Here is a 24,541-nt window from a genome sequence, read left to right as displayed (position 1 = left end):
CGTGGCCTCCGGTCGTGCACGGCTCCCTTTCCTGCACCCTGCCCGGCCGGCCGGGCACCGATCCTTCCACGTCCGGTGAATTCGGCCTGGATTTCGGGCGCCGGCGCGTGCCATCAGTCGGTGAGCCGCGCGGTCAGGGCCGTGCCGGACGGGGCGTCCTGCTCCGGCCGGTCGGCGAACGACCGGGCCACCGCGGCGAGCGCACCGGCCGTCCCGCCGTCGAGGCCGATGACGAAGCGGCGGCCGTCCCCTTCGGCGATCGGACCCGGGTCCGGGTAGGGGCGGACGGCGGCGCCCTCGCCCTCCAGGGCCCGGACGAGGTTCAGCATCCGGCCGTCCAGCCATCCCTCGCCTTCACCGGGTTCGCCCGCGCAGCGCAGGTCGAGCAGGAGGCGCCGCTGATGGACGCCCGGGTCCGGCGGCTCGCACAGCGCGTCCGGCCGTCCGCCGCTCAGCTCGCGGGCGCCGCGGCGCAGCTCGTCGCGGAGCACCTGGAGGGTCGAGCGGGTGAGCCCGCGCGCGGTGTTGAACGGCGGTGGCGTGGGGCTGTAGATCGCCCATACCGTGCGCGGGTCCTCGCGGGTGGGCGGCGGACCCACGGTGACGGGACGTCCGGCGGGCCACCGGCCGAACACATCGAAGAAATGGTGGAGCAGGGCGTCACCGGTGCGCGGAGCGGAGCGTCCGGCCGCGTCCTCGACCCGGTGCTCGACCGCGTCCCGGAGCGCGTAGGCGGCGAGGATCGCCCAGGTGTGGCCGCCGAGCAGCCCCCAGGACCCCTTGTCGAGCCGCCGGGCGCGGGCCCACCGCCGCACCCGCCGCAGCAGCTCCTGGTACGTCCCGATGTCGGCGTGCCCGGCGACGGAGCGGACCAGCGCATCGGAGTCGGTCACGCCGAGCGCTGCCCGGCGGGAGTCCTCGTCCAGCGCGGCCGACGCGTGCGCGGTCAGCTCGGGAAGGTCCTGCGGCAGCGGCAGATCCGGCCGCGCCGGGATCCCCGCGTACTGGAGGTCGACGTCGACGCCGTCGAACCGGCACCGCAGGACGCGGCCTCCGGGGCCCTCGACCTGGCGGGTCCGCACCCGGGCCGAGGCGGCGAGCCGTTCCCCGACCGCCGCGAGCACCTCCGCCGGTTCTCTCCTGTCCGGGCCCGCGCACACCAGGTCGAGGTCCGCGTCGGGCGCCGCGACGCCGAGGCGGGACGAGCCGGCGAGGTGGACATGGAGCCGCGGCCGTGCGGGAACCCCGGCGCACGCCTCGGCGAAGGCCGCCAGCGCCGCCGCGTGCCGGGCCGAGGGCAGTCGCGACCACGAGGGCGTTCGCGCGGACGGGGGCGGCGGCCACGGGGGCGTCCCGCTCGGTCCTCCCGCGGCGAGCGGCACCGTCCGGCGGGACGCGAAGGGCTCGTCGCCGCGCCTGCTGATCAGGTGGACGGCGTCCACGGTGAACTCCACCGGGCCCATCAGGGCCCGCAGCTCGGCGATCCGCGCGGCCGTCGCCCGTCCCTCCAGCCGGGCGACCGTGAGATGCGGCGTGAAGGCCCTCCCCTCCTTCGCGGCGCAGCCGGGGAAGTACGGGGCGAGCCGCGCACGGAGATCCTCGAGGGCGCCCGGAGGGTCGCAGACGGGCTCGGCCCACACCGTCGTGCCGCTCCGGTGGTCAAAGCGGCGCAGCTCCGCGGCCCTGACCCGGAAGGCCCCCAGGCCCGCGACGGCCTCGGCGACCACGTCCGCCGCCGCGCCGAAGTGCTCCTCGCCGACGAAGCCGAAGAACAGGTTGAGGTGCGGCATCCAGCGGCTGTACGCGGGGTCGTGCGCCGCACGGACGGCCTGCACGCCCCCGCACGCCCCCTCGGGCGGCAGGACGGCCAGCGCACTGGTGTTCACCGCGGGCTCCGGGCACGGGACGGGCCCGGCGCGGCCCGCCGGGGCGCCGACCTCCACCAGCCCGGACACCCCGAAGTGGTCGGAGGCGTAACGCGGCCCTTCGCCCGGAGGGGGGACGTCCTCGAGAGCACGGTCGCCGAAGCGGCTCACCTCGACCGGCGTCATCCGGTCCGAGCGCACCAGGATCCGGTCGAGGCGGCGGGGCCGGCCGGTCGCCGACATCAGCGCCGCCAGCGGATTGACGCCCGGATCGAAGGTGAACCCGGGATCGTGCGGGTGGACCTCGCGCCAGGCGTCGGTGAGCCCGGCCTCGCGCAGGAGCGCGTCCTCGGCGCCGTCGCCGAAGTTCACGTCCGCGAGCACGACGGCGTCGGAGATCCCGCCGCCCGCCAGCCGTTCGCCGAGCACCCGGAGCTGCTCCGCGCGCCGGGCCCCGGCGTCGCGGGTCCGGTCGCTCGTCAGGTGCGCCGAGGCGAACGCCGCGACCCGCCCGTTCAGCACGACCCTTCCGAGCAGCATGTGCTTGTGCCGGGAGAAGTCGTGCCGCTCGATGAGGAGCGGCCAGCGAGAGAGCAGCATCTCGCCGTACGGGACGGCCGGGTCCGGCGCGGCCGACACGTGGAACCCGGCCCGGACCCACGGGGCCGCCAGCAGCGCCTCCCGCAGCCGGGGCGTGGCCTCGTGGAGCGCGACGACGTCCGCGCCGAGACCGCCGAGAAGGTCGACGCATGCGGCGATGCGCCGCTCGCCGTAGGTGCGGTGGGTCTCGTACACGTCCGCCAGGACGTTGTAGGTCACGACGTGCAGGGCATCGGCGATGACGTCGGCGATCCCGCCGGGCGCGGGCGTCCAGCGGCCGGTCGCGGCGTCGAACCGGGAGCACGGGAGGGACACCGGCGCCGGATGGGAAGCCCCCGCCCTGGGGGACGCCTTCGCCCTGAGGGGCGCCTCCGCCGGACGGGCCGCCGCAGCGCAGGCCCGGACGACGGCGTCCAGATCGGCCCCCGGCCCGTTCCCCGTCCCGAAGATGAGGTCGGTCTGTGTGCGCCGGTCCCAGACGACCAGGTCACCGGCCTTGATGTAGGCGACGCGGTGCCACGGCAGATCACCGCTCGCGGCGAACGCCGTCAGCGCGGACTCGCGCTCCCCATTGAAGCGGTCCTCGTACCCGACGCTGAATCCGGCCGCGTCCAGGAGCCCGTCGAAGCGGATGCGCGCGATCACGTCCTGCACCGGCCGCAGACCGTGAGATTCGGTCCGACCCCTGCCCACAAGTCCTCCGCTGCCATGCCAGACCCGGATCTGTCCCCCGGAACCTCGCACGTCACCCCTGGGCCGGGCAAACACATTTCCCGCCCCCGCCGGTCTGGTCGCTTGCGCGCCCATCGACCGGCGGTGCGCTCAGCTCAGCCTGTCCCGGAGGACGGGGACGCCCTCACCCTCCAGATCGGCGAGCGCCACCGTCCGGCCCGTGATGACCATCATCAGCGCCTCGGCGGGACCGCGCACGGCGGGCCCCGACCCGTACGACCAGTCGAGATCGGCCGCCGCCCAGGCGAGGCCGCCCACCGCGCCCTTGACCGCGAACCCCACCGTCCTCTGCTCGGTCAGGAACCGCAGGACGGCGGTGATGTCCTCCTTGGCGAACCTGCGGCTCAGCCCGAGCGGGCGCCTGATGTCCTGGCTGTGAATCAGGAGGTCCGCCAGGGGCCCCTCCGGCCGGCGCAGCGGAGCCCGGTACCCGGCCCGCCGCCGCAACGTGGCGGCGAGATCGTCGATCGGCCGGGCCGCGATCTGGGCCGTGACCCTGCGGCTGGCCTTGTGCATGTCGCCGCCGCAGGTGACGACCGTCCAGGTGAACGACGGCAGGCTCACGTCGAGGGCGGCCACCAGATGCGCGGCGACGTCCCGCACCGTCCACGCCTCGCACAGGCTCCGCGTGGCGAGCTGCTCAGGGGTCAGCGCCTCCAGCAGGTCGGCCAGGGCCCGCCGCTCGCCGGCGACCGCGTCCCACAGTTCCACGGGCGAACCCCTCACTCGCCGCGCGAGCGGCGGCGTCCGACGTCACGACGCGGTGCGCACCGCGGACGTCCGCGGCACCCGCGCACCTCCCGATGATCGCAGAACGCGGGCGCCACGAAGATCATTCCCGCGGTCAGGCTTCCTCGTCCTCGGCGGCGGAGGGTTTTTCCTCTTCGCATCGCTTGATCTTCGGATCGGCCTTCAGCGTGCTCGTCTGGAGCTCGCAGTCGGCCTTCGTGCGGACGTCCCGGAAATTCTGCCGGAACTGGTCGTGGAGCCCCGCATCGGTGATCTTGAGGGTGGTCTCGTCGTTCTGCCGGAGCGATGAGGGGTTCATGTTGTGCGTGCCGGTGAAGACGATCTTCTGGTTGATCGCGCCGTTGTAGACGCCGTCGATGAGCATGTTCTTCTCGTGCACCCCCTTGCCGGCCTTCGTGAACAGGCGAATCTCGGGACCGTGGTAGCCGCCCGCGGGCTTCAGCAATTCCGCCCGCGAAGTGTCCTCGATACTGTCGGCGACGATGTCGACATAGCAGCCCTGGCTGTCCAGTTCCCACAGCTTCTTCGCCACGGCGGGACGGTTGATGCTCCACATCGAGATACGGATGATCGTGCGGTGGTTGTCGGAGGTGCCGCCCTGGGTGCTGCCGAAGCATTTGACGTAGTTGAGGTAATTGACGACGGTGTCGCCGGTCGCCCGGGGATGGAAGTAGGTCTTGATGTTGCCGTGCGCCTTCGGCGTGCGCACGTTGTAGTAGTCGTTGCTCTTCTTCATCGCGGCCAGGTCATTGAAGTAGCCGCCGTACTCGGCATAGAGGCCGGTGTTCCCGGCGACGGCGTACGTGCTGTTCCAGCCCGCCAGGCCGCCGACGGTCGTGGCCTGGTTGGCGGTCGACTGCACCACCACGTCGCGAAGGCCGCTGGTCTCGGAGAACAGGAAGAACTTGTTGTGGTTGAACGGCGTCCCGGCCGTGCCGATGCAGGCCTTGCCCTCGGTGCACGTCATGAGCCACGACGGCTTGCTCTTGTCCTTGCCGAGTGTCTTGGCGAGCAGGCGGAACGACTCGTAACCACCCTCTTCTGGAGTCGTGTTGTTGAGGCTGTCCGCGACGACCTTCACCTTGACGCCGCGATGCGCCGCGGCGAGGAGAGCGTCGGGGACCTCGTTGGTCCTGAGCTGGTACGCCGAGACCCGGATCTCCGAACCCACCGCGGCGCCACCGATGAGATCGAGCAGGTGCTGGACGAGTCGGTTCCTCTCGGCGGGCGGTCCGTCCGGATTACTGAAGAACGCCCCCATGAGCGCGTTCTGCCGTCCACCGGCCTGCTGTGCCGCCCCGACCGGCTCGGTGACGTTTCCGTTGACGGCGACGGCCACGGCGGCGGAGGCCGCGACCGCCGCGACCGCGGCCGTGCCCAGAATGGGTCTTCTCATTCGGGAACTCCCCAGTGCGGACGCCTGCGGGCGACGTTGATGGAATGACGGGAGTCACCGTAGGGCGGTGCGTTATCGATTCAATATCAACGGCGGTCCCGGCCTCGGGACGGGGCGACGGTTTTCGAGGCGCCGCGAGAGTTATCCACAGTTCGTCGGCCCCCTTCCGGCGGGCCCGCCGGGCGGGCAGGAGCTGGACGCGGGTCACCGTGGTCGACGTGGGCTTCCCCCGGCCGCAGACCCAGGTCCCGGCGATGGGCCCGCGCGGCGAACGGCTGTACGTCGACCTCGGATACGAGGCGTTCCGGGTGGGCCTGGAGTACGACGGCGAGCGGCACCACACCGGCCGCGCGAACCGGGCCCGCGACGAACGCCGCCGCCGCTGGCTCGCCACCGAGATGGGCTGGGAGATCATTCCCGTCACCAAGGACTTCCTGGCCCGTCCGGTCCCGTACCTGGAGGCCCTGCTCACCGCGCTCCTCCAGCGCGGCTGGAACCCCGACGGCACCACGATGGACCACATTGCCACCCGGCTGTCCCGGCGCCGCCGATGACCGTCCACCGCTTAGGGCCTGCTCACAGTGCCTCAGCCGTCGCGCGAGCGCGATACCCGCACGGTGGGGCGATGCCGGAGGCGAGCCTCAGCGGGCGGATCGCGAAGCGATGCCGCGCTCGCCAAGGCCCGGTAAGGCACGAGCCGCCAGGCGAGCGCCGCAGGCCGGGACTTTTGAAACGCACCCTAGTCCTTGAGGACGCGGTAGCGGAGGTGGGTGACGCCCTCCGATCCGATGGTCCTGGTCTGCTCCAGCCGGACCGGGTCGGGACCGAGGTGGTCGAAGAGGCGCACGCCCGAGCCGAGGAGGAGGGGGACGACGTTGAGGTGGATCTCGTCGAGCCGCCCGGCGCGGAGCACCTGCTGGACGACGTCCGCCGAGCACACCGACACCTTCCGGTCGCCGGCCGCCTCCAGCGCCAGGTCGAGGGCCCGGCCGGTGCCGGCGGTCACGAACGAGACGCGCGGGCTCCACTCGCCCTCCGGCGGCGCCCGGTGGGTGACGACGAAGATCGGCACGTCGATCGGGTGGCCGTCCTTCCAGCCGCCGGCGATGTCGAACGTGCGCCGGCCGCTGACCAGGGCGCCGCAGTCGTCCGTCCACTCGTCGATCACCACCTTGCTCGCGTCCGGCGGCGTGAACCCGCTCTCGGTGCGGTTGGCCTCCGGGCCGGCGTTCATCCAGGGGAACAGCAGCTCCCCACCCCGGCCGAGGGGGAGGCCGGGGCCGTCGCCGCCGCCGGCGACGAATCCGTCCAGCGACACGGTGAGATCGACAATGACGTTGCCCATGCCCGGCTCCTCTGCTCGTTCCGTTCGTCGTGGTGCCGACCCGCGGCCGGGCCGGAACTCATCGGCCGCTACGGGAGCAGGTCCTGGGCGATGACCGCGGCGTCCAGCAGGCGCGCCCCGCCCGGGACGCCGGGGTCGAGGCCGGTCAGGGCGGCCACCTTGCGCAGCCGGTAGTCCAGCGTGTTGCGGTGGACGTGCAGGTCCTTGGCCGTCCGGCTGCGGTTGTGGCCGTGCCGCACGAACGCCCGCAGGGTGTCCATCAGCTCGGGCCGCTCGGCGAGCCGGTCGAGCTTGGCGGCGAGCACGGCGAGGCCGGGGCCGGGGCGGGCGAGCTGGTACTCCAGCACCACGTCCTCGAACCGGTACAGCCCGGGGGGACGGCCGAGCCGCCGCACGATGTCCATCACCCGGCCGGCCTCGGCGGCGCCGGCCGCGACCGCGCCGTGGTCCTCGGCGACCGCCGCGGCGGCGACCAGCGGCCGTCCGACGGCCTCGCCGAGCCGGGCGAGCAGGTCCGGGAGGCCGGCCATGTCGAGGCCGGTCGAGCCGGGGGCGGACGGCAGCAGCACCGTGCCGCCGGTGGCGTCCAGGGCGGTGAGGACCTTGGTGCCGGTGAGCCCGTCCAGCGCCGACTGCAACCGGCGGGCCGTCCCGCCCGGCACCGGGGGGCCGTCCGGCCGGACGACCACCACCAGGTGGGACGGGGCGAGCGGGACCCCGGCCGCCTCGGCCAGGGCGAGCGCGGGCCGGCCCGCGAGCAGCGCGTCGACCAGCGCGCGGTGCGCCTCCCGCGCCTCCGCCTGGCCGCGCTGCTGTTCCTCCAGGTGCGCGAGCGCGACCGCGGGGATCATGTGCCGGATATGGCGGAGCAGGGCGTCACCGGCCGCGTCGAGCCCGGCGGCGTCGCCGGCCGTGGTCTCGGCGAGCGCCCGCCACAGCACCTCGGCGCCGACCAGGTGGGCGGCGAGCGCGGCCTCCAGCGGGACCCGCTCCGCCGCCCGGCGCGCCGACCACGCCACGACCTCGGTGACCTCCCCGGCCCCCGGCCCGTGCCCCGGCCGCAGCATCCGCAGGAAGAACAGCACGCTCGCCTCGACCGAGCGCCGGACCTCGCCTTCGATGACCTCCTCGGGAAGCCGCCCGTAGAAGGGGACCTCGGCCGCGCACCGCCGCAGCACCGCGTCGGTGATCTCCGGGAGCCGTCCGGCGATCCGCGCGTGCAGACCGTCCCGTGCCGGTGTCATGCCGGGATCGTGACATTGCACAACGCCGGACGGCAAACGTTGCGGCGATTGCGGACAGACCGGCCGCCCGGCGTCGTCCAGGATGTGCGATCAGACGATGCCGGGCGTGCGCCCGCACACCTCCGCGTCGCCGCTTCCGAAGGAGACCGGCCATGCCCCGAAATCCCGCCAGACGCCTCCTGCTCGCGTTCGCGACGTTCCTGTCGGCCGTCGCGCTCGCCCTGCCCGCCACCGCTCCGCCCGCGTCCGCCGCAACCGGCTTCCCGCCGGTGGACGGCGCCTGGTCGAGCCCCGGCCCGTACGCGGTGGCGGTGAAGGTCGAGGCCGTCACGACGTTCTACTACCCGCGCGACATCGGCCAGAGCGCGCTGCGCCATCCCGTGATCATCTGGGGGAACGGGTCGTTCGCCTTCCCGGTCGTCTACCGCGACCTGCTGATCCACTGGGCGAGCCACGGGTTCGTCGTGGCCGCGTCCAACTCGACGCAGGCCGACACGGGCCTGTCCATGCGGGCGGGCATCGACCGGCTGGCCCGGCTCGACGGCGACGCGGGCAGCCCGTTCCACGGCCGCATCGACCTGGCGCACGTCGGCGCGAGCGGGCACTCCCAGGGCGCGGCCGGCGCGATCAACGCCGCCGCCGATCCGCGCGTGGACGCCATCGCCCCGATCCAGCCCGGACCGCTCGCCACCACGTCCGGCCTGCACGGGCCCGCGCTGTTCCTCGCCGGGCAGCGGGACTCCATCGTCTGGCCCGCGCTCGTCCGCGCGTTCTACGACTCCGCGGGCCGTGTCCCCGCGGTGTACGCGGAGCTGAAGGGCGCCGACCACTTCACCACCGTCGGCGACGGCGGCGGGTTCCGCGGTGTCACCACCGCGTGGTTCCGCTTCCACCTGATGGGCGACGAGCAGGCGCGCGGCGAGTTCTTCGGCCCGAGCTGCTCGGTCTGCACCGGTTCCGCCTGGTCGGACGTCCGCCGCAACGCCGAGGCGCTCCAGATCCCCGCCTCCTGACCGGCGCCGCCGGGCCCCGCGCGACGGCGGGCCCGGCGGCCTCCGCCTGGGCGGTGCTAGCCGACGTCGGTGGAGTACGCCACGTCCTTCTGGGCCTCGACGGCCGCGAGGCGCTCGACCATCGCGGCGTGCACCAGGGCGTAGGCGTCCGAGCCCAGCAGCAGCCGCCGGGGCGGATCGGCGGCCTCGGCGACGTCGATCATCGCCGCGACCACCTTCGCCTGGTCACCGGGCATGTCCTCCAGCGGGATGTCGCCCCGTGCGATGCCCGGATCGTCCGCGTACGCGGGGTGCACCTCCGCCCGGCCCACGGCCGCGTAGAAAGAGGTGCGGATCATACCGGGCTCGACCAGCGTGGTGCGGACGCCGAACGGCTCGACCTCCCGGGCGAACGCCTCGAAGAACCCCTCGAAGAACCCCTCGACCCCCCATTTCGTGGCGTGGTAGAGGGAGAAGCCGGGGAAGCCGATGTGCCCGCCCATGCTGGAGACCTGCACGATGCGGCCCCCGCCCTGGGCGCGCAGGTGCGGCACGACCGCGCGGGCGAGCTGGATGGACCCGGTGAGATTGGTGGCGATCAGATCGTCCACGTCGGCGTCGGTGAGCTCCTCGGCCGCCCCGAAGACGCCGGAACCGGCGTTGGAGACCACGACGTCGATCCGGCCGAGGTCGGCGAACGCCGCGTCCACCACCGCGCGCAGCCGGGCGGTGTCGGTCACGTCCAGCCCGCGGACCCACAGCCGCTCGCCGTGCTCGGCCTGAAGGCCCGCCAGCCGCTCCGGCGCGCGCAGCGTGGCCGCGACGCGGTCGCCCCGCGCGAGCAGCCGCTCGGTCAGCTCCCGGCCGAAACCGCGCGATGTGCCGGTGATGAACCAGGTCTTCATGGGATCGACTCCAGGGGATCGCAGGGATGTGCCCTCCATTCAGCCGCCCGCGCCCGCCCGGATCAACGACCAGGACGGGTACGGTCGACAGGCGGGGCCTGTCGATCGGAGCGCTGTGGACCTTCGCCAGCTCGAGTACGCCGTCGCCGTCGCGGAGGAACTGCACTTCGGGCGGGCCGCCGCGCGGATGCGGGTGGCCCAGCAGTCGGTCAGCGAGCAGATCCGCCGCCTGGAGCGGGAGCTGGGCGCCCCGCTGTTCGCCCGCACCAGCCGCCGGGTCGCGCTCACCGCCGCCGGTGAGGCGTTCCTGCCCGAGGCCCGGCGCGTCCTGGACGCCGCCGGGCACGCCCTCGAGGTCGGCCGCCGCGCCGCGCACGGGCACGCCGGAGAGGTCAGGGTCGGGTACGCCGAGGACATCGGCCCGCGGCTGTTCCAGCTCGCGGTGCCCCGGGCGCCGTCCGTCCGGGTGCTGCCCCGGCCGATGACCACGCCCGACCAGCTCGCCGCCCTCGCCGAGCACCGGCTCGACCTCGCCTTCGGCTGGGAGCCCGACCAGGCCCCCGGCCTCGCGGTCCTGCCGGTCGCCCGCGAGCCGCTGGTGGCCACGCTCGCGGCCGGCCATCCGCTCGCCGCCGGGGCCGCCGTCGACCCGGCCCGCCTGTCGCGCCGGCCGCTCGTCCTGATCCCGAGGGACGGCCTCGTATGGCGGCGGGGCGACGCCGGCGACGCGGTCGCCGCCCTGGTCGCCGTGGTCCGCGAGCTCCGCGACACCGGCGCGTTCGCGCCCCCCGGTCTGGAACCCTGATCCCGGACGGGGGCTTCGCCGGCCGAGACCCGTCCGGTCGGCGCCGGGGGGAACAAGGGGCGGCGGCGGGCCGTTGGCACCGGTGAGGGCGCGAGCCGCCCTCCCGGACGAGGAGTACGCGCCGTACCCGGCAAGCCAAGACGACGCGTGACGTTGTCGTCTCGTCCCGTCCGGGAGTGTGCACCATGGCATGGATCCTCGTCGTCGTCGCCGGCCTCTTCGAGGTCGCAATGGCCCTCTGTCTCAAGGCCAGCAAGGGCTTCTCCGAGCCGCTGCCCGCGGTCGGCTTCCTGGCCTTCGCCGCCATCAGCTTCGGCCTGCTCAACTTCGCCCTCAAGACCCTGGACGTCGGCACCGCGTACGCGGTGTGGGTCGGCATCGGCGCGGTCGGCACCGCCGCGCTCGGCATGCTGCTGATGGGCGACCAGGTCTCCGCCCTCAAGATCGGCGCCCTCGCGCTCATCATCGTCGGCGTCGTCGGCCTCAACCTCGCCGGCGGCGGCGCGCACTGAGGCGCCCCTCCCTGACCCGGCGGATGCGGGTCGCCGGCGCGGCCGTGCCGGCCGTCCCTCCCGATCGGACTTGCAGAATTATGTTCTAGGGCACCAGAATAATGTTCTGTGAGCGAGGCGGGGCGGGACCGGATCCTGCGGGCGGCCCTGGAGCTGTTCGGGCGGGACGGGGTGGCGGGCACGACCCTGAGCCGGCTGCGTGCGGCGAGCGGGGTCAGTGTCGGCAGCTTCTACCACCACTTTGCGGGCAAGGAACAGGTCGCGGGGGCGCTGTTCCTTGACTGCATCTCCCTGTACCAGGACGCGTTCGTCGTGGAGTTGCGGAGGCACGAGAGCGCCCGCGAGGGAGTGACCGCGATGGTCGCCTTTCACGTGCGGTGGTGCGTGCAGAACCCCGACCGGGCGCGGTTCCTGTTCACCGAGAGGCAGCCTCTGGGCGCCGAGCTGAAGACGCGCAACCGGGCGTTCTTCGGCGAGGTGCTCGGCTGGTGGCGGGTCCACGTCCACCACGGGGCGCTGCCCGAGCTGGACCGCGTCACCTCGCTCGTGCTGTGGCTCGGACCGGCGCACGAGCTGTGCCGGCTCTGGCTGAACGGCGAGATCCCGCTCCCCGGGGACGAACAGATCGGCACGTTGAGCGAGGCCGCATGGCGGTCGCTAGGAGGATCACAATGATCATCGACGCTTGGATGCAGCACGGCACGGTGCGGTTCCTGAACCACGAGATGCTCGACTCGCTCTGGCGGTGGACGGGGCAGGAGCCGCCGAAGGAGGAGGTCCCGGTCGAGGTGACGGTGGCCGCGATGGACGCGGGGAACATCGACGTCGGCCTGATCAGCGCCTGGTACGGCCCGGAGGGCGCGCTGGTGAGCAACGACGAGGTGGCCGCGTCCGTCGCGGCGGCGCCGGGGCGGCTGCGCGGGGTCGCGTCGGTCGACCTGCGCAAGCCGATGGAGGCGGTGCGGGAGCTGCGGCGGTGCGTGACCGAGCTGGGCTTCGTGGGGCTGCGGGTCGTGCCGTGGCTGTGGGAGCTGCCGCCGACCGACCGGCGCTACTACCCGCTGTACGCCGAGTGCGTCGAGCTCGGCGTCCCGTTCTGCACGCAGGTCGGGCACACCGGGCCGCTGCGGCCGAGCGAGACGGGCCGGCCGATCCCGTACGTCGACCAGGTGGCGCTGGACTTCCCCGACCTGGTCATCGTCGGCGGCCACATCGGCTACCCGTGGACCGAGGAGATGATCGCGGTCTGCCGCAAGCACCCCAACGTCTACATCGACACCTCCGCGTACACGGTGCGGCGCTACCCGCCCGAGCTGGTCGCGTACATGAAGCAGGACCGGCGGCACAAGGTCATGTTCGGCACCAACCACCCGATGATCAGCGCGGACCGCGCCCTGAAGGGCCTGCCCGAGCTGGGGCTGGACGACGCGGCCCGGGAGGCGTTCCTGTCCGGCAACGCCAGGCGGGTCTTCTTCTCCGGGTCCGGCGTCGGGGAGCGGGTTGGCGTCCAGTAATACGTATGACTAGCGTGCGGAGGATGGATCTCACCAACCTCCCCAAGGTCGAGCTGCACAGCCATCTCGACTGCTGCCTGAGCTACGACGCGGCGCGGCGCATCGACCCGAGGATCACCCGCGAGCACTACGCCCGGACCTTCGTCGCGCCGCCGAAGTGCGCGTCCCTCGCGGACTACCTGACCTACACCCTGCATTACCGTGCGCTGCTCCAGAGCGGGCGGGCGCTGCGGATCGCGGTGCAGGACGTCTTCGAGCAGATGTCCCGCGACGGGATCGCCTACGCCGAGCTGCGCTTCGCGCCCCTGGTCCATACCGAGGGCGGAGAGCTGTCGGCCGACCAGGTCGTCGCGCACGTGGCGGAGGAGACGGCGGCGCAGTCGGCGGCGACCGGTATCGACGCCGGGCTGATCCTGTGCACGCTGCGCGACTACGACGCCGGACGCAGCCTGGAGACCGCGCGGCTCGCCGTCCGGCACGCGCGTTCGGGGCCGGTGGTCGCGCTCGACATCGCCGGTGACGAGATCGCCCATCCGCTCGATCCGCACGTGCCGGCGTTCGCGCACGCCCGGGACGGGGGACTGGGCGTGACCGTCCACGCCGGGGAGTCCGGCGGTCCCGGCAGCGTGCGGGAGGCCCTCGACAAGACGGGCACCCGCCGCATCGGGCACGGCGTCCGCAGCGCCGAGGACCCCGAGCTGCTCGCGCGGCTGAGGGAGGAAGGGGTCCATCTGGAGGTCTGCCCGTCCTGCAACGTGCAGACCTCCACCGCGCCCTCGCTCGCCGAGCATCCGGTGGGACGGCTGCGCGAGGCGGGCGTGCGGGTCGGGATCAGCACCGACACGCGGGCGGTCACCGGCGTGCGGCTGACCGAGGAGTACGAGCGGCTGCGAGACGTCCACGGCTGGACCCTCGCCGACTTCGCCGAGGTCAACCGGGCCGCGCTGGCCGCCTCGTTCGCGCCCGAGCCGGTGCGGGCGCGCGTCGCGACGTTCGTGGACGAGGCGTACGCGGGCGCCGCGTCGTGAGCCGGCGGCCGGTTCCCGCGCCGGCCGCCGTCGCGCGTCGCGGTCAGGGCTTCCAGTGCGGGTCGCGGCCGAGGTAGCTCAGGAGCGCCGCGACGGCGTCGTCGGGGCCCGCCGGGAGCGCCGGCCCGAACACGCCGTACTGCCGGAGCGGTTCGACGAGCTCCATCGCGACCTTCAGCAGCGGCCGGGCCAGCTCGGGGGTCAGCGGGGACGGGAGGCCGGCCGCGACGGCGATGTCCCAGGCGTGGACGGCGGCGTCCAGCCCGGCGGCGCCGGCCCCGAGCTCGCCGGACATCGAGTGCGGCGGGATCGGGGTCGTGACCTCCGGCGCGTCCTTGGCGACGGTGGCCCAGGCGGACGCGGTCGTGTTCAGCGCCTCCTCGGTCACCTCGTGAGGGGTCCGGTCCAGGACGCCGGAGGGCTTGAACGGGTCGTAGCCGGGGCCGGGCCCGCCCGTGATCGCGGCGGCGTAGGCGAGCTGGTCGCCCGCGGCGTGCTGGAGCACCTGCGTCGCCGTCCAGTCCGCGCAGGGGGTCGGCAGCGTCCAGCCGTCGGCCGGGACGCCGCGCACCGCCGTACGCAATGCCTGGTGAGCGGCATCGAGTACGGTCCATCCTGAAATGATGATCTCGCTCATATCCGGTTCCCTTCGGGTGGTTCCGCGCTGCATCGAGTCTATCAGAACGGAATGATTCGTTCCATTTGGTGATGGCAGGAGCGGGACCAGGGGTTCCGGACGGCTCAGGCGGCGGGCTGGTAGCGCTGTTCGCGGGTCTGGGAGCCGATGTAGCGGAGCATGCTGCGCAGCGCCCAGTGGTTCACGCCGGTCGGCAGCATCCGGTAGCCCTGCCGGTTGGCGAGCGCCAGCGCGGAGAAGCGGGCCTGGTCGAGCGGGCCCCACGGGATGCCGAAGCGCTCCCGGACGATCGGCGGCATGCAGCCGAAGGTGACCAGCCGCAGCGGGCGCTCTGCGACGATCTTGCCGGCCCGCTCGGCGAGGGGGCCGCCCACGGGCAGCAGCGAGACGGTGTCGGAGCCGCTCCTGGCGATGTCGAGCGCCCGTGCCGCCGCCGGGGTCAGCTCCAGCCGCTTGGCGCAGATGTGCCAGAACTTGCTCTGGAACGAGGCGTAGTCGGGCGGGACGGGCCGCATGCTGACGCCGTAGCGGGAGTACCACGTGACGGTCTCGGCGTAGAGCCGGTCGTGGTCCTCCGCGCTCAGCGCGCGCGGATGGAACACCTCGGCCGCCTTGAAGATCTCCCAGGTGAACGTGGCGTGCGCCCACCAGAAGGTCTCGGGTTCGAGTGCGTGGTAGCGGCGGGCGTGCTCGTCCACGCCGCCGATGGCGCGGTGCAGGTCGCGGATGCCGCGCCCGCGCGCCGCCCCGTCCGGGGCGAGGATGGTCGCCCAGATCTGCGGGACCGAGCGGTGGATCCGGTCGAACGGGGCGTCGAAGAACGCCGAGTGCTCGGAGACGCCGGCGCCGATCGCGGGGTGCAGGAGCTGCATCAGCCCGGCGGCGGCGCCCGGGAGGAGGGAGCGCAGGTCGGCGGCGTACTTCCAGAGCAGCGAGCCGGGTCCGAGCGGTGCCGGGGGTGCGGGGAAGGGAGACGGGGCGGGCATCGCACCTCCAGGGACGTCTGCCCTCAGGATAAAGCGCGTGAGACGCGAGTCAAGATTTGTCTTACGTCAGGCCGTCCGCCCGCTGCCGTCGTCCGCCCGCTGCCGCCGCCCGTCCGCCGCCGTCGCCCGTCCGCCCGGAGGCGACGGCGGCGGGCTCAGCCGGCGGCGCTCAGCGGCGGCCGGGCCTGGTGTAGACCGCGACGGCGCAGGCGCTGCCGAGGCCGATGTTGTGCTGGAGGGCGACGCCGGCGTTCTCGACCTGCCGCCCGCCGGCCGTCCCGCGCAGCTGCCAGGTCAGCTCGGCGCACTGGGCGATGCCGGTGGCGCCGAGCGGGTGGCCCTTGGAGATCAGCCCGCCGGACGGGTTGACGACCCACCGGCCCCCGTAGGTGGTGGCCTCGTCGTCGACGAGCTTGTGGGCCTCGCCGATCTCGGCCATGCCGAGCGCCTCATAGGTGATGAGCTCGTTGGCGCTGAAGCAGTCGTGCAGCTCGATCACGTCGACGTCGTCGATGCCCACCCCGGCCTCGTCCATCGCCTTGCGGGCGGCGCGCTGCGAGCAGCCGAACCCGACCACCTGGATGGAGGAGTGGTCGGCGAAGCTGTCGGGGGTGTCGGTGGCGATGTGGTGCCCGGCGATCTCGACGGCCTGGTCCCACAGGCCCTGCTCGTCGACGAACCGCTCGCTCACCACGACCGCGGCGGCGGCGCCGTCGGAGGTGGGGGAGCACTGGAGCTTGGTCAGCGGGTCGAAGATCATCGTGGCGTTCTTCACGTCGTCCAGGCTGTACTCGTCCTGGAACTGCGCGTACGGGTTGTGCACCGAGTGCTTGTGGTTCTTCCACCCGATCCACGCGAAGTGATCGGGCGTCGAGCCGTACCTTTCCATGTGCTCGCGGCCCGCGTTGCCGAACATCTGCGGCATCGGCGCCTTGTCCATCTCCCAGGGGCGGCCCTCCACCATCGAGTTGAGGTGGTGGTCGACGATGGTCACCTTCGACTTGCCGACGCCCGCGCCGAGCGACCCCTTCTGCATCTTCTCCATGCCGAGCGCGAGCACGCAGTCGGCCAGCCCGCCGCGGATCGCCTGCCTGGCCAGGAACAGGGCGCTGGACCCGGTCGCGCAGGCGTTCGCGACGGTCATCACCGGGATGCCGGTCATGCCGGTCTCGTAGAGGGCGCGCTGGCCCATCGCGCCGTACATCGAGCCCGCGTACGCCTGCTCGATCCGGTCGTAGGCGACGCCCGCGTCCTCCAGCGCCTTGCCGACGGCCTCCTTGGCCATGTCCGGGTACTCCCAGTCGCGGGAGCCCGGCTTCTCGAACTTGGTCATGCCCACGCCGACGACGAAGGTGCGGTTGGCCATCCGGTTCGCCTCCTGTACCGAATCGAGTTCGGCACCACGATAGCCCGCGAGCCAACTGAGCGCTCGCTTGGGTGCGTGCCGCCGGGGCGCCCTCCCCGGCGGCGGGTCAGCCGGACAGCTCCTCGGCGATGGCGGCGGCGAACGCGTCGACGTCGTCCTCGGTGGTGTCGAACGAGCACACCCAGCGGACCTCGCCGGTGCGCTCGTCCCAGGTGTAGAACGCGAACCGCTTGCGCAGCCGCTCGGCCGCGTCCGCCGGGAGGACCGCGAACACCGCGTTGGCCTCGACGGGACGCCGGATCTCGACGCCGGGGACCCGGCCCGCCGCGCCGGCCAGCCGCCGCGCCATCGCGTTGGAGTGCCGCGCGTTGCGCAGCCACAGGTCGCCTTCGAGGAGCGCGACGAGCTGCGCCGACACGTACCGCATCTTGGACGCGAGCTGCATGCCCGCCTTGCGCAGGTACGCCAGGCCGCGGACGGCATCCGGATTCAGCACGACGATCGCCTCGCCGAGCAGCAGCCCGTTCTTGGTGCCGCCGAACGACAGCACGTCCACGCCGGCGTCGGTGGTGAACGCGCGCAGCGGCAGGTCGAGCGCGGCGGCGGCGTTGGCCACCCGCGCCCCGTCCATGTGCACGAGCATGCCGCGCTCGTGCGCGCACGCCGCGACGGCCGCGATCTCGGCGGCGGTGTAGACGGTGCCGACCTCGGTGCTCTGGGTGATCGACACGACGGCCGGCTGGGCGCGCTGTAGGTTGCCGAAGCCGCGCGCGTGGCGGTCGATCAGCTCCGGCGTCAGCTTCCCGTCGGGCGCGGGCACCGGGATCAGCTTCAGCCCGGCGACCTTCTCGGCCGCGCCGCACTCGTCGGTGTTGATGTGCGCCGACTCGGGGCAGACGACCGCGCTCCAGCGCTCCGACATCGCCTGGAGCGACACCACGTTGGCGCCGGTCCCGTTGAACACCGGGAACACCTCGGCGCGCTCGCCGAAGTGCCCGCGCACGACCTCGCGCAGCCGCGCGGTGGACGTGTCGCCGCCGTAGGCGGGCTGGTGGCCCGCGTTGGCCGCGGTGAGCGCGGCGAGGATCTCGGGGTGCACGCCGGCCTGGTTGTCGCTGGCGAACCCGCGGGCGCGGGCGGCGGGATCAGGGCCGGGAGAGGTCAAGGCGGACTCCGTTCAGTTCGCGGGCGGGCTTGTCCCACAGGCCCGCGACGACCTGCGCGAGGTCGTCGACGTGGGTGAGGCCGGTGAAGGGGGCGCCGGGCTTCTCCGCGCGCATCGCGTCGGTGAGCAGCGCCTGCACGACCAGGATGGTGGCGGCGGCGCCCGTGTCGCCGGTGTCGGTGGCGCCGGTGTCCGTGTCGGCCCGGCCCGTGTCGGCGGGGCCCGTGCCCGCGGCGCGCGTGGCGAAGGAGTCGGCCAGTGCCAGCGTCCACGCCTCGGCCGCCGCCTTCGCGGTCGCGTATGCGGCGGCGTTCTGGCTCGGCCGCTGCGCGGCGTGCTGCGACACGATCGCGAACCGGCCGCGCGGCGCCCCCCGCAACGCGTCGTGGAACGCGAGCGTGGTGTGTTGCAGCGTGCGGATCAGCTGGTCGTGCAGGAACGCCCAGTCGGCCAGGTCGGTGTCGCCGAACGACGCGCCGCCGCGCCAGCCGCCGACGAGGTGGACCAGCCCGTCCACCCGGCCGTGCTCGGCGACGACGCCGTCCGCCCAGGCACGCGTCGCGCCGGCGTCGAGCAGGTCGACGGCGGCCGGGACGATCAGCGGGTCGTGCCATTCGCGGGGCGTGCGCGCGGCGGCGACGACGCGCGTCCCGCCCGCGGCCAGGCGCCGCGCCACCGCCTGCCCGGCGGCGCTGCTCGCGCCGGCCACCACGACCACCCGCCCGGCGGACGGGACGGGGGACCGGGGGTTCGAAGGCTCAGTCAGGACCATGCCCTCATTGTCGCGGACGGGCCGGATGCTCAGGTGCGGGCCTCCGGGCCGCCGACCCGTTCGCCCGCGTGCCCGGCGACGTGCTCGGCGGTGTGGTCGGACATCGGCTTGGACACGGGCTTGGGCGCCTGCTTCACGGCGGGCCTCGGTGCCGGCTTCGGAGCCGGGTCGGGGACGCGCGGGCCGACCCGGGGCCGCAGTGCGTCGACGTCGTCGCCGAGCCGGGCCATGGTGGCCTGGAGGTCGCGCCACAGCCCGGCTCGCCGCTCCACCCGCGCCAGCCTCTCCCGCAGATCCGAGACGCGCCCTTCGAGCGTCTCGAGGCGGGTGCGGCCGGCCGCGGTGTCCTCGCCCGTCCGGATCAGGGCGGTGGCGACGGTGGCGAGGTCGCGCTCGGTGTCGTCCATCCGCTCGTCGATGCGGGGGAGCACCCGGTCGTTGAGCTGGGCGACCAGCGAGTCGAGCTCGGCGCGCAGCGCCACCAGGCCGGCGTCCTGGACCGCCAGGACTTCCTCCAGCCGCCGGATGCGCGCCTCGTGCGCGGGCACCGGCCGCTCGGGGCGCGCGGTGCGTTCCAGGTCCCGGCCCAGTCTGCGGAGGAGGCCGAGCCCCTCGCGCAAACGGCGCTCCGCCTGGGCGGTGGCGCGGCGGACGGGACCCGAGAACACGGCCATGATGCTCCTCGTACCTGGGGATCCTGACGCGGGGATTCCCCTTGAACTGTAGGCGAATCAGGTCGAAACGGGACATGGGCCGATGGTGTCGATCCGGTGTACGGCGGCGTCACCGGGGCATGATCGCGGGCCGGTGCCGGGCGATCCTCCCGCCGCCCGTGCCGGGCAGGGCGGGGTAGGTGCACACGCACAGCCCGTGCAGCACGATGAGCCGCGCGCGTGCGTTGGTGTAGTCGGTCCGGTTCTCCGCCGGGCGCACGCGCCGGCAGGTCAGGCACAACATGGTGATTCCTTCCCTGACCGCCGGGCATGACGGGGTACCGGCCCGTGCGCCCCCCGGCGCCTCCCCCCGGAAGCGCTTGGGGAGGCGGGTCCCCCTCGGGCGACCGGACCGGCTCCCGGCGGTGTCCCCGCACGCTAGGCGCCCCGAGGTTGCAAACACGTTGCGACCGAGCGACTACTCTGTGTGTCGGCTCACGGGGTGACCGGTTCCTGGGAAGCGGTTGCGCCGTAATGGGTTAAGGCCGATCCTCAAATCGATCCGAAGCTTCTTCATCCGGGGCGGGGGAACAGGTGATGGTGCAGGATCCGGCGTCATCGGCGCTCCACGCGCTCCGTCCGCCCGGCGGCCCCGTACCGGGGCTGGGCGACCTGCTGGAGGCCGCGTCCGGATCCGGCTGCGGCACGTCGCTCGGTAGCGGGGCGGGGCCGGGCGGCGTCCGGCCCGTCCAGCAGCCCGACCCGTACCCGCCGGTGCTGCGCGGCCTGCTGCGCGAGATCGCGGGCGACGCCGCGCACCTGATGGTGCTCACCGACGCCGCGGGCCGCGTGCTGCCGCCCGGCCGCCCGCCCGGGCCGCGCCGCGCCGGCGGCGCGTCCGGCGTCCCGATCACCGACCCCGACACCGGACGGGTGATCGGCCGCGTCGAAGCCGGCGGCGCCGGGGCACCGCACCCCGCGGTGGCCGCGCTGGTCAGCGCCACGGCCCGGCTCGCCGAGGCCCGGCTCGAGCTGGCGATGCGGCGGCGCGACGACCGGCTCAGGGAACGGTTCCTGCCCCACCTGCGGGCGCTGCGCGGCGAGCCCGGCGTGCTGGTCACCGCCACCGGTCGAGTCCTGGCCGCCGAGCCCGCCGGGTGGACCGGCCGCCGTCTGCCCGTCCCTTTCCCGGGCGCGCAGATCGAGCTCCCGGACGGGCGGCCCGCGCTCGCCGAACCCCTCGGCGAGGTGTTCCTGCTGCGCCTGCCGGGCGTCCCCGACGACCGGGCGAACCCCGCCGGGCGGACGGCGCGGACGTGCGGCGCGGGCCGCCGCGGCGCCGGGCCCGTCCCACCGTCCGGCGCGGACCGGCGACCGCTCACCCTCTCGCTGCTCGGCACCGACCAGCCGAGCGCGCGCCTGGACGGGCGGCAGGTTCCGCTGACGCTGCGGCACGCCGAGATCCTCGCGCTGCTGGCGCTCCATCCGCAGGGGCTGAACGCCGACCGGCTCTCCTGGCACCTCTACGGTGAGGACGGCAGCCCCGTCACGGTGCGCGCCGAGATCCACCGGCTGCGCGGCCAGCTCGCCGGCCTGGTGCAGGCCAAGCCCTACCGGCTGGCGTGCACGCTGGTCGACGCCGACTTCCTCACCGTGCGCCGGCTGCTGGACGAGGGTGACGTGTCCTCGGCGGTCCGCCTGTACCGGGGCGAGCTGCTGCCGCGTTCCGACGCGCCCGCCATCCGTGCCGAACGCGACGAGCTCGCGGTCGGCGTCCGCGGGCACGTGCTCGACCTCGGCGGGCCGGGCTCGCTGTGGGCCTACGCCCAGACCGACCCCGGCCGGTCCGACCTGGAGGTGCTGGAACGGCTCAGGTCGGTCCTACCCGCCGGCGATCCGCGGCTGGCCGCGGTCGCCTCGCGCAGCGCCCGCCTCCTAGAGGCCGACGGCGCCTGATGCCGCGTCCGGTGGCGCCCGCGGTCACTCAGACGGCGGCCGCGCCGGCACCGAGGAGATGCGTGCAGTCGTTGTAGGAGACCGGGCCGAGGCGCGGGCCGTCGTTGCGCCACCGGCTGACCGAGCAGTTGGCGACGGGCTCGCCCTCGATCTCGAGGACCTCGCGTTCGGACAGCCCCTCCACCAGGTAACGGGTCACGACCACGATCGCGTCGTGCGTCACCACCAGCACCCGTCCGCCGGTCGAGTCGGACGCCACGTCGCGGTAGAGGCTGCGCAGCCGCAGCGCCAGGTCCGCCCAGGATTCGCCGCCGGGCGGCCGGTAGTAGAACTTGCCGAGGCGGGCCAGCCGCTCGGCCTCACTGGGGAAGCGCCGCCGCACGCCGGTCGGGGTCAGGCCCTCCAGCATCCCCTGGTCGCGGTCGCGGAGCCGCTCGTCCACGCGGATCTCCAGCCCGGACGCCGTGTCCGGCGCCTGCGCCAGCGCGATCCGCGCGGTGTCCAGCGTCCGCACGAACGGGGAGGCCAACACCGTCGTCGGCCGCTCGTCCTCGGGGAGCGCGGCCAGCCAGCGGCCCAGCGACTCAGCCTGCCTGCGGCCCGCCTCGGACAGGGGGACGTCGGCGTCGCGCTCGGATATCCCGGTCTCCTCGGCGTCGGTGCCGAGCACCGTCCGGTACGCGATGTTGCCGGTGCTCTCACCGTGCCTGGTCAGGTTGAGCCACTGGAGCGCATTCACGCGGACATGCTCCCACGCCGCCGGGGCACCCTTGTTCTACAACCGGTAGTACTCTGTGTTCCCGTGACGAACGCCCTGGCCACCGTGATCATCGTGGTGTCGCTGCTCACCGCCGCCTACGCCCTGGTCGCCGCGCTGCGGGACCGTCCGATGGGCTGGGGCGAGCTGATCGCGCTCGGCGCCCTGGAGATCCTGCTCGTCGTGCAGGCGGTGCTCGGCTTCGTGAAGGTCGCCGACGGTGCCGGGCCCGGCGGCGCCACCTTCCCCGGCTACCTGCTCGGCGCCCTGCTGATCCCCGTCGCCGGGGCGGGCTGGGGGGCACTGGAGCGCTCGCGCTGGGGGCCCGCCGTGATCGTGGTCGTGGGCCTCGCCGTCGCCGTGATGATCGTCAGGATGAACCAGATCTGGACGGGGACCGCGGCCTAGCTGCGGCGAAATCGGCGGGGTGGTCGCTGAGCAGCACAGACACCCCCTCATTCCCCCGCTACCCCCTGGTGAATCCTGGGGTCGTGTGCCCTGGATGTGCCCCGATCATCGGGCCTCAAGGCCGTCGCAGACAACCCCGCCATCCGGATCGTGCCGGACATCTCGGTCGACCCGGGATGGCACGCCTTCATCGAGCACACCATCGAGTACGCGGAGTTCTGCCACCGTATCGCCGGGCGGTTCCTGCACCACGTCCCCATCATGATCGAGGACATCAGCTCAGGCGCCGCGATGGCCCGCACCATCCCGGCGCTGCACGCGACCGGCTACCCGGTCGACATGGAATTCTGGGACACCGGCGAAAGCTGCTGCCCTCCGCAACCGTGCGTCTGACCTGAGAAAGGCGACCCATGCGCAGCACGTGGACCGACCTGCCCACCGAGGTCAGGGACGCCGTCCAGGCGCACACCGGCGAGGTGACCGGGATCGATCCGGCACCCGCCGGCAACCACGCCGAGATCGCCGTGACCCTGCACACCACGACCGCGCGGACCTTCATCAAGGCCGCACGAAAGCTGGGCGATCAGGACGGCGCCGAAGTCTGGTCGCTGCGCAACGAGGCCGCTATCAACCCGCACGTGACCGTGTTCGCCCCCCGGCTTCTGTGGCAGGCCGAGGCCGGGGGGTGGCTCGCACTCGGGTTCGAGCACGTGGACGGCCGGCACGCCGACTTCACTCCCGGCTCACCCGACCTGGAGATCCTCGCCAAGACCCTCCAGTCGTTGCAGACCACCCCGTGCCCGGACGAGGTGCGGATGCGGGTCGAGCGCCGCTGGGCGCCGGTCGCCGAGGACGTGACCCCGATGGCCGGGAACGCCCTGCTGCACACCGACCTGAACAGCGACAACCTGCTCATCACCCCAGACGGGCAGGCCCGCGTGGTGGACTGGGCGTTCGCCGCCCGCGGCGCCGCCTGGGTCGAACTGGGCGTGCTGACGCCCTGGCTGCTCAAGGCCGGCCACACCCCCGCCGGGGCCGCAGACTGGATCTCCCAGTTCACCTCCTGGACCGCGGCCGACCCCGCGCACATCGACCTGTTCTCCCAAGCGTTCGCCGCACGCTGGGCACAGCACGCCGCCCGCCTGGCCCCAGAGGCATGGGTGACCCTGCACGCAGACCTCACCCGCCGCTGGGCCGAGCACCGCACCGGGCGCCCCTCATGACCGACTGGACGCAGACCCACCCCACCCAGACCATGACGACGCCGGGCGGCGAACGGGTGGAGATCGACCTGGAGATGATCCCCCTCCTCACCCAACTCTGGCGGCACGGCTTCGAGACCCTCCTGGCCTGTCAGGACCTCGGAGAGGCGATCCTTGGCGGCGGGACGCGAGTACCGCCCCAGGAGCGCGAGAGCCATGCGGCCGATCGGATGGGCCGGGCCTGGCTAAAGGTCCGCATGGAGGACGGACCCCGGCTACTGGAGGCGCTCCAGCCACTCAGCGACTACCAGGGCTGGGTGCTGCACGCGGAGGAGGCGCGCGGCCGTCCATGGGTGTCGGTCACCTTCCCCCGACAGGACATCGTCGAGGCCGCGGCACTTCTCGGCCGTGCCCCCAGCATGCAGTGAACCCGATCTAGCGCCACGAAAACGCCCCCGCAACTCCCAGAACGGGAGAGCAGAGGCGTTCGCATGCCGGTCGGAGACCGGCGCCCGCCGCGCCGCCCGCCACAATCACCCTTCTCGTGGGGGAGCCCGGCCGGAGAACCTCACACGGTCCGGCTGCTGTTCCAGAGGGGGAACCGGCAGCCCTACTACCGGCAGCGGTACGAAATCCTCTGGACCGAGGCGCGGGCCGCCGCGGGTGCTCCAGCCACATCGGTGAACGGGTTCCACGGCACACGTTCGCCTCTGCGTGCCTGGCGTCGGGGGTCGACATCCGCACTCTCGCCGAGTGGCTGGGGCACGACGATCCCGGGTTCACACTCAAGGTGTACGGTCACCTGATGCCGTCAGCGGCGGCGCGTGGACGACAGGCCATCGACAGGTTTCTGCGGGATGAAGCGTGAGGCGTGTGCCCGCGATGTGCCCCGAACTCGGTATCTGTTCGCGTCGCTGCTGGTGAGGCAGGTAGAGAGCATGGGAGTACAGG

At 73.5% G+C, this 24,541-nt stretch carries 26 protein-coding genes and 1 riboswitch; of the genes, 12 read left to right on the top strand and 14 right to left on the bottom strand.

Annotation, left to right across the window (positions count from 1 at the left end):
• Positions 1 to 113 precede the first annotated feature (113 nt).
• The 3 genes from QP090_RS20175 to QP090_RS20165 form a co-directional block, all read right to left on the bottom strand.
• Positions 114 to 3,272, bottom strand: coding sequence for an RNA repair domain-containing protein (locus QP090_RS20175; RefSeq protein WP_285940663.1), 3,159 nt, complete (start codon positions 3,270 to 3,272; stop codon positions 114 to 116).
• Between the two features lie 15 nt (positions 3,273 to 3,287).
• On the bottom strand, positions 3,288 to 3,908 hold the full coding sequence (locus QP090_RS20170; protein WP_285940662.1) for a maleylpyruvate isomerase family mycothiol-dependent enzyme: 621 nt from the start codon (positions 3,906 to 3,908) through the stop codon (positions 3,288 to 3,290).
• A gap of 133 nt (positions 3,909 to 4,041) precedes the next feature.
• Complete coding sequence (locus QP090_RS20165; protein ID WP_285940661.1) at positions 4,042 to 5,343, bottom strand: phospholipase D-like domain-containing protein; 1,302 nt, start codon at positions 5,341 to 5,343, stop codon at positions 4,042 to 4,044.
• Positions 5,344 to 5,561: 218 nt separating this feature from the next.
• Between QP090_RS20165 and QP090_RS20160 the strand changes: the two genes are divergently transcribed.
• On the top strand, positions 5,562 to 5,897 hold the full coding sequence (locus tag QP090_RS20160) for a hypothetical protein (protein WP_285940660.1): 336 nt from the start codon (positions 5,562 to 5,564) through the stop codon (positions 5,895 to 5,897).
• A 185-nt stretch (positions 5,898 to 6,082) separates the two neighbouring features.
• Here the strand turns inward: QP090_RS20160 and QP090_RS20155 are convergent, their stop codons facing one another.
• Together QP090_RS20155 and QP090_RS20150 are read right to left on the bottom strand one after the other, a co-directional pair.
• A complete protein-coding gene (locus QP090_RS20155) occupies positions 6,083 to 6,688 on the bottom strand; it encodes a dihydrofolate reductase family protein (RefSeq protein ID WP_285940659.1) in 606 nt (201 codons plus the stop codon).
• Positions 6,689 to 6,756: 68 nt separating this feature from the next.
• Complete coding sequence (locus QP090_RS20150; protein WP_285940658.1) at positions 6,757 to 7,932, bottom strand: PucR family transcriptional regulator; 1,176 nt, start codon at positions 7,930 to 7,932, stop codon at positions 6,757 to 6,759.
• Positions 7,933 to 8,084: 152 nt separating this feature from the next.
• On the opposite strand from QP090_RS20150, the gene QP090_RS20145 reads away from it, so the two are divergent.
• A complete protein-coding gene (locus QP090_RS20145) occupies positions 8,085 to 8,945 on the top strand; it encodes an alpha/beta hydrolase family protein (protein ID WP_285940657.1) in 861 nt (286 codons plus the stop codon).
• A 56-nt stretch (positions 8,946 to 9,001) separates the two neighbouring features.
• On the opposite strand, the gene QP090_RS20140 is transcribed toward QP090_RS20145, so the two are convergent.
• A complete protein-coding gene (locus tag QP090_RS20140) occupies positions 9,002 to 9,829 on the bottom strand; it encodes an SDR family oxidoreductase (protein ID WP_285940656.1) in 828 nt (275 codons plus the stop codon).
• A gap of 115 nt (positions 9,830 to 9,944) precedes the next feature.
• Between QP090_RS20140 and QP090_RS20135 the strand changes: the two genes are divergently transcribed.
• From QP090_RS20135 to add, 5 genes are all read left to right on the top strand, one after another.
• Positions 9,945 to 10,634: a LysR family transcriptional regulator gene (locus QP090_RS20135; protein WP_285940655.1), complete on the top strand. Its 690-nt coding sequence runs from the start codon at positions 9,945 to 9,947 to the stop codon at positions 10,632 to 10,634.
• An 81-nt stretch (positions 10,635 to 10,715) separates the two neighbouring features.
• Positions 10,716 to 10,784, top strand: a riboswitch (guanidine-III (ykkC-III) riboswitch).
• Between the two features lie 35 nt (positions 10,785 to 10,819).
• Positions 10,820 to 11,146: a DMT family transporter gene (locus QP090_RS20130; protein ID WP_285940654.1), complete on the top strand. Its 327-nt coding sequence runs from the start codon at positions 10,820 to 10,822 to the stop codon at positions 11,144 to 11,146.
• A gap of 108 nt (positions 11,147 to 11,254) precedes the next feature.
• On the top strand, positions 11,255 to 11,821 hold the full coding sequence (locus QP090_RS20125) for a TetR/AcrR family transcriptional regulator (RefSeq protein WP_285940653.1): 567 nt from the start codon (positions 11,255 to 11,257) through the stop codon (positions 11,819 to 11,821).
• Positions 11,818 to 12,660, top strand: a complete 843-nt coding sequence (locus tag QP090_RS20120; RefSeq protein ID WP_285940652.1) for an amidohydrolase family protein — start codon at positions 11,818 to 11,820, stop codon at positions 12,658 to 12,660. The genes QP090_RS20125 and QP090_RS20120 overlap by 4 nt, the downstream gene beginning before the upstream one ends.
• Before the next feature lie 23 nt (positions 12,661 to 12,683).
• Positions 12,684 to 13,688: an adenosine deaminase gene (gene add / locus QP090_RS20115; RefSeq protein ID WP_285940651.1), complete on the top strand. Its 1,005-nt coding sequence runs from the start codon at positions 12,684 to 12,686 to the stop codon at positions 13,686 to 13,688.
• A 43-nt stretch (positions 13,689 to 13,731) separates the two neighbouring features.
• Here the strand turns inward: add and QP090_RS20110 are convergent, their stop codons facing one another.
• From QP090_RS20110 to QP090_RS20080, 7 genes are all read right to left on the bottom strand, one after another.
• Entirely contained in the window at positions 13,732 to 14,325 is a 594-nt protein-coding gene (locus QP090_RS20110; RefSeq protein WP_285940650.1) for a TIGR03086 family metal-binding protein, read from the bottom strand.
• Positions 14,326 to 14,429: 104 nt separating this feature from the next.
• Positions 14,430 to 15,311 (bottom strand): oxygenase MpaB family protein, encoded by an 882-nt coding sequence (locus QP090_RS20105; RefSeq protein ID WP_285940649.1) that lies wholly within the window; start codon positions 15,309 to 15,311, stop codon positions 14,430 to 14,432.
• Positions 15,312 to 15,480: 169 nt separating this feature from the next.
• Complete coding sequence (locus QP090_RS20100) at positions 15,481 to 16,677, bottom strand: thiolase C-terminal domain-containing protein (protein WP_285940648.1); 1,197 nt, start codon at positions 16,675 to 16,677, stop codon at positions 15,481 to 15,483.
• Between the two features lie 106 nt (positions 16,678 to 16,783).
• The gene (locus QP090_RS20095; protein WP_285940647.1) at positions 16,784 to 17,842 is read right to left on the bottom strand and encodes a threonine aldolase family protein; all 1,059 of its coding nucleotides are present in this window, start codon (positions 17,840 to 17,842) and stop codon (positions 16,784 to 16,786) included.
• The gene (locus QP090_RS20090; protein WP_285940646.1) at positions 17,823 to 18,614 is read right to left on the bottom strand and encodes an SDR family NAD(P)-dependent oxidoreductase; all 792 of its coding nucleotides are present in this window, start codon (positions 18,612 to 18,614) and stop codon (positions 17,823 to 17,825) included. The genes QP090_RS20095 and QP090_RS20090 overlap by 20 nt, the downstream gene beginning before the upstream one ends.
• Before the next feature lie 29 nt (positions 18,615 to 18,643).
• A complete protein-coding gene (locus tag QP090_RS20085; RefSeq protein ID WP_285940645.1) occupies positions 18,644 to 19,288 on the bottom strand; it encodes a hypothetical protein in 645 nt (214 codons plus the stop codon).
• Between the two features lie 109 nt (positions 19,289 to 19,397).
• On the bottom strand, positions 19,398 to 19,571 hold the full coding sequence (locus QP090_RS20080; protein WP_285940644.1) for a hypothetical protein: 174 nt from the start codon (positions 19,569 to 19,571) through the stop codon (positions 19,398 to 19,400).
• 293 nt (positions 19,572 to 19,864) lie between these two features.
• Between QP090_RS20080 and QP090_RS20075 the strand changes: the two genes are divergently transcribed.
• Complete coding sequence (locus QP090_RS20075; RefSeq protein ID WP_285940643.1) at positions 19,865 to 21,223, top strand: helix-turn-helix domain-containing protein; 1,359 nt, start codon at positions 19,865 to 19,867, stop codon at positions 21,221 to 21,223.
• Between the two features lie 28 nt (positions 21,224 to 21,251).
• Here QP090_RS20075 and QP090_RS20070 read toward each other — a convergent pair whose 3' ends face one another.
• Positions 21,252 to 21,962 carry a histidine phosphatase family protein gene (locus QP090_RS20070; RefSeq protein WP_285940642.1) on the bottom strand — a complete coding sequence of 237 codons (711 nt, stop codon included), beginning with the start codon at positions 21,960 to 21,962 and terminating at the stop codon, positions 21,252 to 21,254.
• 63 nt (positions 21,963 to 22,025) lie between these two features.
• Here QP090_RS20070 and QP090_RS20065 point away from each other — a divergent pair, with 63 nt between their 5' ends.
• From QP090_RS20065 to QP090_RS20050, 4 genes are all read left to right on the top strand, one after another.
• On the top strand, positions 22,026 to 22,388 hold the full coding sequence (locus QP090_RS20065; RefSeq protein WP_285940641.1) for a hypothetical protein: 363 nt from the start codon (positions 22,026 to 22,028) through the stop codon (positions 22,386 to 22,388).
• A gap of 150 nt (positions 22,389 to 22,538) precedes the next feature.
• Complete coding sequence (locus QP090_RS20060) at positions 22,539 to 22,781, top strand: UCP032817 domain-containing protein (RefSeq protein ID WP_285940640.1); 243 nt, start codon at positions 22,539 to 22,541, stop codon at positions 22,779 to 22,781.
• Between the two features lie 17 nt (positions 22,782 to 22,798).
• Positions 22,799 to 23,611 carry an aminoglycoside phosphotransferase/choline kinase family protein gene (locus tag QP090_RS20055; protein ID WP_285940639.1) on the top strand — a complete coding sequence of 271 codons (813 nt, stop codon included), beginning with the start codon at positions 22,799 to 22,801 and terminating at the stop codon, positions 23,609 to 23,611.
• Positions 23,608 to 24,018, top strand: a complete 411-nt coding sequence (locus QP090_RS20050; protein WP_285940638.1) for a hypothetical protein — start codon at positions 23,608 to 23,610, stop codon at positions 24,016 to 24,018. The genes QP090_RS20055 and QP090_RS20050 overlap by 4 nt, the downstream gene beginning before the upstream one ends.
• Positions 24,019 to 24,541 lie beyond the last annotated feature (523 nt).

This window comes from Actinomadura xylanilytica (assembly GCF_030283145.1).
GTDB lineage: Bacteria > Actinomycetota > Actinomycetes > Streptosporangiales > Streptosporangiaceae > Spirillospora > Spirillospora xylanilytica.
This window is presented reverse-complemented; position numbering and strand designations above follow the sequence as displayed.